The sequence below is a fragment of the Collinsella sp. AF05-9 genome (genome assembly GCF_003465595.1).
Classification (GTDB): domain Bacteria; phylum Actinomycetota; class Coriobacteriia; order Coriobacteriales; family Coriobacteriaceae; genus Collinsella.
Map to the genome: position 1 here is coordinate 72,226 of NZ_QSBB01000001.1, position 12,383 is coordinate 84,608.

A 12,383-nucleotide genomic window follows, 5' to 3' on the forward strand; every position below is an offset into this window, starting at 1 on the left:
CATGCGGTCGATTCTTCCCAAGGGGGAAAACAGGAAGCTCCACAGCATCGCGGCGCGCGCGATCGCCTGCGTTCTCGTCGCCCTGCTCGCGCTTCCCTTCGCGGGGTGCAGTGCGAGCCCGAACGCGACCGGTGGCACGGCGGGCTCTCAGGAATACACGGTGAGCGTCTCGCTTTCCGGCGGGTCAGGGCGCGCAAGCATCGCCTCACCCACCACAATTGTGAAGGATGGCGACACCTACACCGCGACCATCACCTGGTCGAGTTCGAACTACGACAAGATGACCGTCGACGGCGTGGACTACGCGCCCGTAAACGACGGCGGCAACTCCACGTTCGAGATACCCGTCACGCTCGACGAGGACATCGCCGTGTCGGCCGAGACCGTCGCCATGTCGACGCCGCACACCATCGACTACACGATCCACTTCGACTCATCCACCATGAAGGAGAAATCGGGCGAAGAAGCAAGCGGCGGCTCCCCTGCGGGAACGGCTTCAAGCGCCGCGGCCGACTTCCACAACGCCGATTTGGGCTGCGGCTGGGAGCCGACGGGAGCGCTTCAGCTTGAATACGCCGAGCACTTCACTGTCGACGAGTTCGAAGGCGGCCTGCGGCTTATCTGCGTTTCGAACGGGGAGCGCTTCCTCGTGGTGCCGCAAGATGCGAAGGTACCTGATGGGTTAAGCTCCGACATCGCGGTCATAAGGCGCCCCGCCGACAAGGTGTACCTCGTGTCGTCGGCGACGATGTGCCTGGTCGACGCGCTCGATGCGAACGACAATATCTTAATGTCGGGCACGAAAGCCGACGATTGCTCGGTCGCGGGCTTCAAAAGCGCGCTCGGAAGTGGGGCGATCGCCTACGGCGGCAAGTACAGCGCGCCCGACTACGAGCGAATATCGGCCTCGGGCTGCACGCTCGCCATCGAGAACACCATGATCAACCACACGCCCGATGTGAAGGAAAAGCTGCAGAAGCTCGGGCTCGTCGTGCTCACCGAACAGTCGTCGAGCGAGCCCAAAGCACTCGGGCGCGTCGAGTGGATTAAGCTTTTCGGCGTCCTGTTCGACAAGGAAGACGAGGCCACGCACCTGTTCAACGAGCAGAAGGCCCGCGTCGAGCAAACGTCGGGGCTCGCGTCGTCAGGTAAAACCGTGGCGTATTTCTACATTAACTCGAACGGGGCCGCCGTCACGCGGCGGGCGGGCGACTACGTGGCGCAGATGATCGAGCTTGCAGGCGGCAGCTACGCGCTCGATGACGCGCAGACGGCGTCGACGTCAGGTTCGTCAGTAACGCTCGAAATGGAGCGCTTCTACGCGACAGCGAAGGATGCCGACATCATCGTCTACAACGGCACCATCGACGAATCGGTTGCCACCTTGAACGACTTCGTAGGCAAAAACGCGCTACTGTCGCAGTTCAAAGCCGTGAAGAACGGCAACGTCTGGGTCACAAGCGCCGACATGTACCAGCAGATGACTTCTACCGCCGACATTATCGACGAGCTGCACGGGGCGTTCACCGGCGATGACACGAGCGACTTCCATTATCTGAAGAAGCTCGGCTAGCACCATGAGAAGCCGACTTTCCATGGCATACGACGAATCGGGGCGCGCCGCGCGGTGTCGCGTCGTGACGGCGCTGCTCGCTGTTGCCCTCATCGTGCTCGTCGGGACCAACCTGTGCATCGGGAGCGTGCTCGTGCCCGCAGACCACATCCCCGGCATCCTTTCGGGCGGCGCGGCCAATTCCATGGAAAGCCAGGTCATCTGGGAGATTCGACTGCCGCGCGTACTTTCAGCCGTGCTTCTCGGCGGGGCACTTTCGCTCTCCGGGTTCCTGCTGCAGACGTTTTTCAACAACCCCATCGCCGACCCGTTCATCTTGGGCGTCTCCTCGGGCGCAAAGTTCGTCGTCGCGCTTACGATGATCGTACTTCTGGGCGCAAACCAGGCCATGTCCTCGCCGGCCATGGTGGCCGCAGCGTTTCTGGGCTCGCTTATCACCATCGGTTTCGTGCTCCTCATTGCACGGCGCATAAGTTCCATGGCCATGCTCATCGTGGCGGGCGTCATGGTGGGATACATCTGCTCGGCGGCGACGAACTTCCTCATCGCCTTCGCCGACGACCAGTCCATCGTGAACCTGCACAACTGGTCTTTGGGTAGCTTCTCGGGTTCGAGCTGGGACGACGTCGCGGTCATCACGGTCGTGGTGATCACCGTAAGCGCATGCGTATTCGCGATATCGAAGCCCCTTTCCGCCTTCCAGCTGGGAGAAGCCTACGCGAAAAGCGTCGGCGTGAACGTCGCACGCTTCCGCGTGGCGCTCGTCCTTCTAGCGAGCATGCTCTCCGCCTGCGTGACCGCGTTCGCTGGTCCGGTGTCGTTCGTAGGCATTGCGGTTCCGCATCTCGTGAAGTCGGCGCTAAAGTCGTCGAAGCCCATCCGCGTGATTCCTGCGTGCTTCTTGGGAGGCGCCATCTTCTGCGCGGGCTGCGATTTGATCGCGCGCACGCTGTTCTCTCCCGTCGAACTTTCCATCAGCGCTGTCACCGCCATCTTCGGCGCGCCGGTGGTTATCGCGCTCATGTTGAAGAAGCGGGTGAGGTAGATGGGAGAATTCGCGCCGCGGCCCAAAACGCTCGGAGGGGACATTCCATGCTTAGACAGTCCTGAGCTCGCACGAAAGCGCCAGAAGGCACTTTCGGCTCGTGCGGAACTGCGCGAGGAACGCCTCCTCCGAGCGGAGCCGAACCTCGAAACTCCGGTCGAAACGCAGGCTGACGGAGCGCCGCTTTTCCGCATAAGCGACCTGTCGGCGGGCTACGACAAGAAGGTCGTAGTCGAAGGCGTCGATCTGGAGGTTCGCGCGGGCGATGTCGTGGCGCTCATCGGGCCGAACGGCTCGGGCAAGTCGACCATCTTGAAAACCATCACACGCCATCTGGCACCGCTTGCCGGCGCGGTCGAGCTCGACGGGCGGGAGATTTCCCGATGGAAGACGGCGGAGTTCGCAAGGGACCTTGCCGTTATGCTGACAGATCGCCCCCGGACCGAGCTCCTCACCTGCCGCGATATCGTAGAGGCGGGAAGACATCCCTACACCGGGCGAATGGGCACACTCTCGCCTAACGACCATAGTCGGGTCGACGAGGCCATGAAAACCGCACATGTGGAAGAGCTCGCCGAGTGCGACTTCATGCAGATAAGCGACGGGCAACGCCAGCGCGTCATGCTCGCACGCGCCATCGCGCAGGATCCGCGTGTGCTCGTGCTCGACGAGCCCACGTCGTATCTCGATATCCGCTACCAGATCGACCTGCTGCGAATACTTCGCCACCTTGCGAAATCGCGGAATGTGGCTGTCATCATGTCCATCCACGAACTCGAGCTCGCGCAGAAAAGCGCCGACAAGGTGATTTGCGTGAAGGACGGCCGGGTCTTCCGCGCTGGCGCACCCGAGGACATATTCACGCGCGAGACAATTGGCGAGCTCTACGGCCTTCAACATGGCACCTTCAACGAGCGCTTCGGCAGCGTGGAAATTGGGCGCCCACACGGCGATGCGCACACGTTCGTCATCGCCGGCGCAGGTACGGGGTCGGCTGTGTTTCGCCGGCTCATTCGGCAGGGCAAGGCGTTCTACGCGGGCGTTCTGCACGAAGGGGACATCGACTGCGAGCTCGCGCGCGACCTGGCGGCGGAATGCGTGGCCGAGCGCGCCTTCGAGCCGATCGGGGATAAAACCATAGCCCGCGCCAAAGAGTTCCTCGTCCACTGCGCGCGCCTTATCGTGTGCCCCGCCGCCTTCGGCACCATAAACGCCCGCAACGCAGAGCTCGTCGAGTTCGCACGCTCGCATGGTATCGAGGTCATGCGAGCGTGCGAAGGCGCATCGGAGGATTCCCAATTGGAGTGGGAAGGATAAACTGGACTTTCATTTAAGGATCCTCAGGCTATAGCTCCTACGCCGGCGAGGTCTCCAAGGCGCCGGAGAACCTCGTGAACAGGAATTTCCACGCCGACGAGCCCAACTAGACCTAATCCAAGCGAGATTCCAGACTCGACAGGCCATTGAGAGTCAGGTCGTTGGCAACCTCCGAGACACGCTCGATAGGAACCGAGCCGTCAGACAGTGCCCATGTGCGATAGATACCGATAATACCCGACAGCAAAAACGCAAGATAGTAGTCGAACATCTCGTCCTTGAGACCGTGGGGCAGCAGATCGCGCTCGGCAATCTCGTGCTCGAGCGGCGCACGAAGACGAGCCATAAAATCATCGAGCGGAATGTTCTCGATCAGCTGACGATTGAGCACCAAGTTGTTGCACAGTGCCTCGTTAACGGTTTTAAAGAAGGTCGCCGCCGCGCCCAGGGCGCGCTCGTTGGTGTCACCGTCCATTGAAGCAAGCGTTTTCTCGACCGAGTCGACAATCATCTCCACCACATCGACGGCAATGGCATCGAGCAGGCCGTCAACCGTACCAAAGTGAACGTAAAAGGTCTTGCGGTCGACATTGGCCTCGCGCGCGATGGCACTCACCGTAATGTCTGCCAGCGGCTTTTCCATGAGCAGGCGCTCGAAAGCGGAAAGGATGGCATTGCGGCTGCGAACGATGCGGCGATCAATACGCGGTTTGCTGGTGGCCATGGGCGTGTCCCTTCGATATACGGGCATTCATCAACAGATGAGAGATAATCTACGTAAGAGGATTATCCCCCATACAGCACAAATATGCCCCGCATCATGAAGAACGCACGACTGCCCTACTGCGACTTAGGGTGCTTCTTCTTATTGAGTGCCGACGGAGATACGCGAATACCGTCGCCCGTCTGGCGCACATAGGCTTTATGAGCCGGCTTAGCGGTCCCAGAAGCCTTCTGAGCGTGCTTCTTGGGATCAACGGTAACCGCATTCGTGGGATGCGGCTTAGTGGGCGCAGAGGGCGTCTGAGACGTGCGGCCGAGTTTGCGCATCACGCGATCCCAGCGCGCATGGATGCTCTCGTTGTGGGCGCTCTTAAGTCCCAGCAGGGGCGCAGCCAAAATGGTCGGCGCAATAAACGTAATGAGGCGCCACAGCAGATAGCCGGCGGTCGAAGCCGACCCAAAGAAATGACCCAAGAACAATGCAAAGCCGCCCTCAGCGCCACCAGTTCCACCGGGCAAGGGAACCGCAGAGCTCAGCAGCTGGACAAAGGCACTCGCGGCCATGACCGAGAAAAAGTCGACCTCGTGATGGCCAAAGGCAAGCATCAGGAAATACGGAACCAGATAGAAAAACGCGAGCTGCAGCATGGTGATAAACACGGTGAGCAGCATGGAAGAAAAATGTCCGGCCGAAAGCTTGAACTTCTCGGAGAAGGAGTAGATCTCGCCGTCGACAAACGTGCGCCATCCCTCGATCTTAGTGGCCGAGACACCTATGCGCTCGAGCCAATTGATGATGCAATGGGCGACGCGCGTGACGGTCTTAGGCATGAGCGCGACGGCGAAGATGCCCAGCAAGATGCAGCAGTGCCCACCAAAGCTAAAGACGCACAGCAGCGTCATGTCGCCATAGCGCTCGGCAAAAAACGGCATGCGGGCAAGCAGTAGGATAGCGCCCCAGGCAACGAGGCCAAACTGGTACACGATAAAGCGCGTGAACTGCGTGGCTCCGGCCTCGCCGACATTTTGGCCCGCTTTGGTCAGACGGTAGATCTGGGCGGGAGTCGAGCCCATCATCATGGGCGTGAGGTTGCCAAAAAAGATGCCGCTCGCCTCGACCGAGATCAGGTCGCGAATGCCGACGGGTGAATTGGGGTCGAGCCAGACGGCGATCGCATAGGCCACAATGCCAAAGAACAGATACATGAACATGCATAGACACGCGGCAACGAGCCAGGGCGCCTGGACGCTCGACATAGCGGCCCAAAACTGCCCCATCTGCCCGGTTACCACCAGATAGACGATATAACCCACCAGCACGACGCCGATAAAGATGGCGCCGCGGCGTGCACTCTTATTGTCATCGCCGCCCGAGGCCTCAACCTCGACCTGGGGCTTGGACGTATGCTGAGAGGACTCCGTCATGAGACTCCTTCTAACAGTCAAAATATCTTGGTAATTGTACCCGTAAGGGCCATAAGCAGAACGCAAAGCTCTTGTTCAAACGGGAATTGCAGACGGTTGTTTGATAATAAAAAACCCGGCCTTCCGTGGAAAGACCGGGTATCAGATGAGTGGTAGCCCGTACCAGATTCGAACTGGTGATCTCCGCCTTGAGAGGGCGGCGTCCTAAACCGCTAGACGAACGGGCCATAAGCCTCAGCAGAAAAGAAGTGGTAGCCCGTACCAGATTCGAACTGGTGATCTCCGCCTTGAGAGGGCGGCGTCCTAAACCGCTAGACGAACGGGCCACATGACATCTGCACTGCCGTGCTGCGAGGAAATATATTACGGGACAAAAAACGTCAGCGCAAGAAGAAATTCCAAATTGCCGAAAAATTGTCGGCAGGTTATGGAACACGCAGGTAAACAGGATAGCTAATTCAAGTTGAGATGGACCAAAAGAGCTTCGCGCTCGTTGGAAATGTTGTCTTCGATCACGGCATCGAGGGCGGAGTTGAGTAGCTGGCCTAGCTCGGGCCCCGGCTTCACACCGGCGCGGATCAGGTCGCCGCCGTTAATGGCGAGCATCTTGAGCGTATAGGGCTCCCCCGCCTTCAGCAGCTCGTGCGCCATCGCGCGCATCTCCTCAATCGTCTCGACGTAATAGAAGCACGACGGGGCCTTGCCAAGTGTGTCAGCACGCTTAAGATCCATGAGCTCGTCCATCAGACGCGGCGTGTCGACGCCCTCGCCCGAAAGCGCGCGCATCATATTGAGCAGGCAGGAGCGCTCGGGGCGCAGTGGCTTGTCGTGATATTTGATGAGCAGGCACACGTCGCGCACCAGGTCGTGCGAGAGCGCCAGGCGATCCATAATGGCGCGCGCTTTCTTGGCGCCGAGCTCGGGATGACCGTAGAAGTGTCCGCTGCCGGCGTGATCGACCGTAAAGCACTCGGGCTTGGACACATCGTGCAAAAACGCCGCCCACATAAGGCTCGACGAGGGCGCGACGCCGTCGCACAGCGCCAGCTCCCCTGCCACCGTCAGCACGCGGGCGATATGCTCGTAGACGTTAAACGCATGATAGACACTGCTTTGATCAAACCCGCGAGCGGGCGCAAGCTCGGGCACGGCGGCGCAGATGAGCTCGGGGTAGCGGAGCATCGCGTCTCCCCCATGACCGGTCGAAAGAATGCCCTCGAGCTCAATACCCACACGCTCACGCGCCACGGCATCGAGCAGCGGCGCACACTCGGCAAGCGCGCGCTTAGTCTCGGGCTCAATCATAAAGTCCAGGCGGCAGGCAAAGCGTACCGCACGCAGCATGCGCAGGGCGTCCTCGTTAAAGCGACGCTTGGGATCGCCGACAGCGCGAATCAGCTTGCGCTCCAAGTCACCCTGGCCGTCGTAGCGGTCGACAAGCCCGCGCTCGGGATGCCAGGCCATGGCGTTGACGGTAAAGTCTCGGCGCGCCAGATCGTCCTCGAGCGAGGCGGCAGGCTCCACACTCTGGGGATGTCGCCCATCGGTATAGAAGCCATCCAGACGGTACGTGGTGACTTCGATGCGCTCGCCATCGGAAATAGCCGTGATTCCGCCAAATTTAATGCCCGACTCCACAACCGCGATGCCGGCGGCCTCGAGCGCCGCTTTGGACTCCTGCCACAGGCCGCTGCAGCACATGTCGACATCGTGGCTGGGGCACCCCATCAGGGCGTCGCGCACCCAACCGCCCACGTACCAAGCCTCAAGACCAGCCGCCTCAAGCGCGCGCAGGACGCGCAGGGACGCATCGGACGGTTGCGTACCGTTGAGCGAAACATTGCACATGCCTATGGCCTCCTGCACTTGTGAGCGTAAATCGATGGTTCTCAAGAAGTCTAACAAGAAACGAGAAAACACGCACACGCAATCGCGTCGTCGATTAGATAAATCGAGACAGCAGACGCCACATACGTTCAGCGCGCAAAAAACACCCGCCTTGGTAATCCAAAGCGGGTGTTCGGCAACGACGTATCGATGCTGCTAGCAGACCTGGCGAACCTCGATGTGCTTCTTATATTCGTCCACCTTGGCAAAGTCACCCAGACCCGGGCACTCAACCACGTTGGCGCCGGTTGCCATCGACAGGCGCAGGGCGTCCTCGACGCGCTCGGGGGCGTCGTGCCACACGGACAGGAAGGCGGCCAGCGAGGAATCGCCCGCGCACACCGTCGACAGCAGCTTGACGTCGAAGGTGCGGTTGGCAAACCAGATGTGCTCACCGTTGGAGAAGTACGCACCGGCGCCACCAAGGGTCAGCAGCACGTTCTTGGCGCCCTTGGCGTGCAGCTCGGCCATCGCGCCCTTGACGGACTCGTCGTCGCCACCGCTCACCTTAATGCCAAAGATATCGAGCAGCTCGTCGTCATTGGGCTTAATCAGCAGCGGCTCCATGGCAATGAGGTCTGCCAGCTGATGGCTCGAGATATCGAGCACGAACTCGGCACCCTTGGCCTTGACGCGGCGAAGCACCTCGGACAGGAAACCCTCGGAAGTGTTGGGAGGCAGCGAGCCGCTGATGACCAGGCAGGTCATGTCATCAAGCGAATCGATAAGCTCAAACATCTCCTGCTCGTTGGCATCGTTGATGGCGGCACCGGCGTTGACCATGTTGTACTCGGTGTCGGGGCCGGCGTTGAGGAACACGTTGACGCGCGTGATGCCGTCGGTCCAAACAGGCTTGACGGGCACGCCCAGGGCCTCGGCGCCCTTGACGATAAACTCGCCCGAGAAGCCGGCGAAAAAGCCCAAGATCGTCGTGTCGACACCGTAGTGATCAAGGGTGAACGAGACGTTGAGGCCCTTGCCGTTGGGCGTATAGACCGCGTCGTGCGTGCGGGTGACGGTGTTGGCGGAAAGACCGTCGCAGGCGATGTTGTAGTCAATAGCGGGATTTGCGGTGAGCGTGTAAATCATGAATGTTCCTTTCACGAAGCAACGTGTTAATGAAAGTATATTCCACGCATCGGTAAAAGGCTAGGACAACTCGGTGAACGGTGTGGAAGCGATGAAGTACGGCGGGACACCTCTCCCCCGTGGCGGAACAAAAAGGCGCCCCAGCCGAAACCGGGGCACCACATGCGCACGAATATGTCGCGTTTCGATTACTGACGATCGAGCTTGCGGACAGCAACGCGCTTGCTGTACTCGTCGACGTGACCGAAGTCGCCGATGCCGACGGACTCGGCAACGTTGGCGCCGGTGGCCATAGCGAGCTTCATGGCCTCCTCGACGTTGTCGCGATTCCTGTACCACTTGTGCAGGAACGCAGCGAGGGTGCAGTCGCCGGCGCAGACGGAAGAGACCAGCTTGATGTTGAACTCACGCTTGGCGTACCAGATGTCCTCGCCGTTGGAGAAGTAGGCGTCTCCGCGGCTACCACGGGTGAGCAGCACGTTCTGAACGCCGGCCTCGTGAGCCAGCTTCATGGCAACGCGGACCTCGTCGTCGGTGTCGACCGGCACACCGAAGATGGCCTTCATCTCGTGATGGTTCGGCTTAATGAGCAGCGGCTTCTTGTGAGCGAGCTCCTTGAGCTTGTCAGAGGACAGATCCAGGACGACGTCAGCGCCACGGGCCTGAGCGTGCTCCATGACCTGAGCCAGGAAGTCGGGCGTAGCTTTGGGAGGCACGGAGCCGGAGACGATCAGGCACTCAAGATCGCCCGCGGTGTCCAAGATGTTGTAGAGCTCCTCCTGGTGCTGCGGCGTAATCGGAGCGCCGGGGTTCAGGATGCCGTACTCATGCTGGCCATCGTTGACGTAGGTGTTGATGCGCGTGATACCGTCGGTCCAGACCGGGCGGCACAGGCAGCCCAGGTTCATGACCTCCTCAACGATAAACTTGCCCGTAAAGCCAGCGAAGAAGCCGAGCGCGACGGTGTCGACGCCCATCTTCTTAAAGGCGAAGGACACGTCGAGGCCCTTGCCGTTAGCCGTGTAGCTGGCCGAGCCGGTGCGGACGTTCTCGTCGGGCTCGAGCGGAGAGCTCGAAACCGTCATGTCGACAGCCGGGTTAGCGGTTAGCGTGTAGAACATTTACAGTACCCCCTGTATATGTGAGGGCCGCGTGGCCGGCCCATTCCAACCACGCGGTTACCTCTGATACCAAATTAGCGAGCTGCGGACTCGAGCAGTGCCTTGACCTCGGCGGCGGTGTTGCAGGCGAGCGCCTTCTCGGCGAGCTCGTCGCACTCGGCCTTGGTCCACTGGCTGATGGTCTTGCGGGCGCGCAGGATGGACGGAGCGCTCATCGAGAACTCCTCCAGGCCCCAGCTGATCAGCAGCGGCTCGAGCAACGGATCGGCAGCGGCCTCGCCGCACATACCGACCATGATGCCGGCCTTCACGCCGCTCTCGATGATGTTCTTGAGCGAGCGGAGCACGGCGGGATAGTACACCTGGTACAGGTTGGAGATGGTGTCGTTGCCACGGTCGGCGCACATGGTGTAGCCGATCAGGTCGTTGGTGCCGATGGAGAAGAAGTCGGCGACCTCGGCCAGACGGTCTGCGAGCAGCGAAGCGGCAGGCGTCTCGACCATAATGCCGACCTCGATGTTCTCGTTGAACTTGCGACCCTCTTCGGTCAGCTCGGCCTTGCACTGCTCGACGAGCTCCTTGACAGCCAAGACCTCCTCGACGCAGGTGACGAGCGGGATCATGATCTTGACGTCACCGAAGGCGCTAGCGCGCAGAAGAGCGCGGAGCTGAACCTTGTACTGGTCGGGATTGGCCAGGCAGTAACGCACGGCGCGGAAACCCATGAAGGGGTTATCTTCCTTGACCATGTGCAGATACGGAATCTCCTTGTCGCCGCCCACATCGAGCGTGCGGATGATAACCGGAGCACCCTTGAGCGCGCTGGCGACCTTACGGTAGGCGTTGAACTGCTCCTCCTCGGAAGGAAGCTCAGCAGAGTCCATGAACAGGAACTCGGAGCGGAACAGACCGATGGCCTCGGCGTCGTGATCGAGCGCGTTGGGCACGTCATCGGGGTTACCGATGTTGCAGGCGATGATCTTCTTGATGCCATCGGCAGTCACGGACGGCTTGCCACGGAAGGCCTCGAGGGCTGCCTTCTCGGCAGCGAAGGCCTCGGCCTTGGCGGTGTAGGCAGCGAGCGTCTCCTCGTCGGGATCGGCCTCGACGATACCCTTGCCACCGTCGACGACAACGGTCATGCCGTTGCGCAGCGCGGTGCAGCTGTTGGAAACCGAAAGGACAGCCGGGATCTCGAGGGCGCGCGCGATGATCGCGGAGTGCGACGTGCGGCCACCGGTCTCGGTGACGATACCGGCAACGTGGGCCTTATCAATCGTGGCGGTCATGGACGGCGTGAGGTCGTGCACGACAACGACGGTGTTCTCGGGCAAGACGGAGAGGTCGACGACCTCCTTGCCCAACAGCTCGGCCAGAATACCGGTGCGGATGTCGGCGATGTCGGCCGCGCGCAGACGGAACATCTCGTCGTCCATGGACAGGAACATGTTCTCGAACATGGTCGAGGTGTCCATGAGCGCCTGCTCGGCGCAGGTGCCGCCGTCAATGGCGGCGTTGATGGCGTCGGTCATGCCCGGGTCCTGAGCCAGGACAATGTGTCCGCTCATGATCTCGGCCTCGGCTTCGCCCACCGTCTCCTTCATGTGGTCGGCCTGAGCCTGGGTCTTCTCGCAGAAGACCGAAAGAGCGGTCTGATAGCGCTCCTTCTCTGCTGCCGAATCAGCAACCTCGTGCGGCTCAAACGTCAAGTCGGGATCGACGGCGACCATGACGGTGCCGATGCCGATGCCCTCGGAAGCGTTGACTCCCTGATACATTCCCATTCCTCTCTCCGTGTCATGTGATAAAGCGTTTTGCCATATCCATGACAAAAGAGCGCAGCTACCTTACAACAGGTCACTGCGCCCCCAAATATGAACTTAGTTGTTCAACATGCGACCCGTTTGAGTTCTACTCGCCAAGACCGCTCTTGATGAGCTCGATGGCAGCAGCCAGAGCCTCGGCCTCGTCAGCGCCGTCGCACTTGACCTCGACCTCGGTGCCGCAGGGGATACCGGCAGCCATGAGGGCCATCGGGGACTTGCCGTTGACCTCCTTCTCGGGGGTGACGACCGTCACGTCACAGGCATACTTGCCCATGGTGGAGGCGAACAGACCAGCCGGACGCATGTGCAGACCCTGAGGATTAACGAGGGTAGCCTTCTCAGAAACCATAGTTGACTCCTTTTTTGTGTTTAACCCC

Annotated in this window: 10 protein-coding genes and 2 tRNA genes; 3 read left to right on the forward strand and 9 right to left on the reverse strand. The window is 60.5% G+C overall.

The annotated features are described in order from the left end of the window. Position 1: 1 nt before the first annotated feature. From DWV43_RS00285 to DWV43_RS00295, 3 genes are read left to right on the forward strand one after another with little or no spacing between them, the layout of a single operon-like run. On the forward strand, positions 2 to 1,573 hold the full coding sequence (locus DWV43_RS00285) for an ABC transporter substrate-binding protein (RefSeq protein ID WP_147346246.1): 1,572 nt from the start codon (positions 2 to 4) through the stop codon (positions 1,571 to 1,573). A 22-nt stretch (positions 1,574 to 1,595) separates the two neighbouring features. Then, positions 1,596 to 2,618: an iron ABC transporter permease gene (locus DWV43_RS00290; protein ID WP_117716073.1), complete on the forward strand. Its 1,023-nt coding sequence runs from the start codon at positions 1,596 to 1,598 to the stop codon at positions 2,616 to 2,618. Beyond that, positions 2,619 to 3,935, forward strand: coding sequence for an ABC transporter ATP-binding protein (locus DWV43_RS00295; RefSeq protein ID WP_117816752.1), 1,317 nt, complete (start codon positions 2,619 to 2,621; stop codon positions 3,933 to 3,935). It abuts the gene before it with no gap. 112 nt (positions 3,936 to 4,047) lie between these two features. Here the strand turns inward: DWV43_RS00295 and DWV43_RS00300 are convergent, their stop codons facing one another. The 9 genes from DWV43_RS00300 to DWV43_RS00340 all read right to left on the reverse strand — a co-directional run bounded on the left by DWV43_RS00300 (position 4,048) and on the right by DWV43_RS00340 (position 12,355). Continuing rightward, entirely contained in the window at positions 4,048 to 4,659 is a 612-nt protein-coding gene (locus DWV43_RS00300; RefSeq protein ID WP_055250431.1) for a TetR/AcrR family transcriptional regulator, read from the reverse strand. A 116-nt stretch (positions 4,660 to 4,775) separates the two neighbouring features. After that, complete coding sequence (locus DWV43_RS00305; RefSeq protein WP_117765642.1) at positions 4,776 to 6,083, reverse strand: lysylphosphatidylglycerol synthase transmembrane domain-containing protein; 1,308 nt, start codon at positions 6,081 to 6,083, stop codon at positions 4,776 to 4,778. Positions 6,084 to 6,233: 150 nt separating this feature from the next. After that, a tRNA-Glu gene (locus tag DWV43_RS00310) sits at positions 6,234 to 6,310 on the reverse strand. Positions 6,311 to 6,332: 22 nt separating this feature from the next. Next, a tRNA-Glu gene (locus tag DWV43_RS00315) sits at positions 6,333 to 6,409 on the reverse strand. A gap of 127 nt (positions 6,410 to 6,536) precedes the next feature. Continuing rightward, positions 6,537 to 7,931: a CCA tRNA nucleotidyltransferase gene (locus DWV43_RS00320; RefSeq protein WP_117816754.1), complete on the reverse strand. Its 1,395-nt coding sequence runs from the start codon at positions 7,929 to 7,931 to the stop codon at positions 6,537 to 6,539. A 195-nt stretch (positions 7,932 to 8,126) separates the two neighbouring features. Beyond that, complete coding sequence (locus DWV43_RS00325) at positions 8,127 to 9,059, reverse strand: 1-phosphofructokinase family hexose kinase (protein ID WP_117816755.1); 933 nt, start codon at positions 9,057 to 9,059, stop codon at positions 8,127 to 8,129. A gap of 188 nt (positions 9,060 to 9,247) precedes the next feature. Further along, complete coding sequence (locus tag DWV43_RS00330) at positions 9,248 to 10,180, reverse strand: 1-phosphofructokinase family hexose kinase (RefSeq protein WP_117757233.1); 933 nt, start codon at positions 10,178 to 10,180, stop codon at positions 9,248 to 9,250. 74 nt (positions 10,181 to 10,254) lie between these two features. Further along, positions 10,255 to 11,958, reverse strand: a complete 1,704-nt coding sequence (gene ptsP / locus DWV43_RS00335) for a phosphoenolpyruvate--protein phosphotransferase (protein ID WP_117757234.1) — start codon at positions 11,956 to 11,958, stop codon at positions 10,255 to 10,257. 133 nt (positions 11,959 to 12,091) lie between these two features. After that, the gene (locus DWV43_RS00340; RefSeq protein ID WP_022094575.1) at positions 12,092 to 12,355 is read right to left on the reverse strand and encodes an HPr family phosphocarrier protein; all 264 of its coding nucleotides are present in this window, start codon (positions 12,353 to 12,355) and stop codon (positions 12,092 to 12,094) included. Positions 12,356 to 12,383 lie beyond the last annotated feature (28 nt).

What these genes read in the sequence shown, in the direction of transcription:
- DWV43_RS00300 (WP_055250431.1), bottom strand. Translation starts at nt 4,659, where the DNA reads ATGGCCACCAGCAAACCGCGTATTGATCGCCGCATCGTTCGCAGCCGC.
- DWV43_RS00295 (WP_117816752.1), top strand. Translation starts at nt 2,619, where the DNA reads ATGGGAGAATTCGCGCCGCGGCCCAAAACGCTCGGAGGGGACATTCCA.
- DWV43_RS00325 (WP_117816755.1), bottom strand. Translation starts at nt 9,059, where the DNA reads ATGATTTACACGCTCACCGCAAATCCCGCTATTGACTACAACATCGCC.
- DWV43_RS00340 (WP_022094575.1), bottom strand. Translation starts at nt 12,355, where the DNA reads ATGGTTTCTGAGAAGGCTACCCTCGTTAATCCTCAGGGTCTGCACATG.
- DWV43_RS00320 (WP_117816754.1), bottom strand. Translation starts at nt 7,931, where the DNA reads ATGTGCAATGTTTCGCTCAACGGTACGCAACCGTCCGATGCGTCCCTG.
- ptsP (WP_117757234.1), bottom strand. Translation starts at nt 11,958, where the DNA reads ATGTATCAGGGAGTCAACGCTTCCGAGGGCATCGGCATCGGCACCGTC.
- DWV43_RS00290 (WP_117716073.1), top strand. Translation starts at nt 1,596, where the DNA reads ATGGCATACGACGAATCGGGGCGCGCCGCGCGGTGTCGCGTCGTGACG.
- DWV43_RS00305 (WP_117765642.1), bottom strand. Translation starts at nt 6,083, where the DNA reads ATGACGGAGTCCTCTCAGCATACGTCCAAGCCCCAGGTCGAGGTTGAG.
- DWV43_RS00330 (WP_117757233.1), bottom strand. Translation starts at nt 10,180, where the DNA reads ATGTTCTACACGCTAACCGCTAACCCGGCTGTCGACATGACGGTTTCG.
- DWV43_RS00285 (WP_147346246.1), top strand. Translation starts at nt 2, where the DNA reads ATGCGGTCGATTCTTCCCAAGGGGGAAAACAGGAAGCTCCACAGCATC.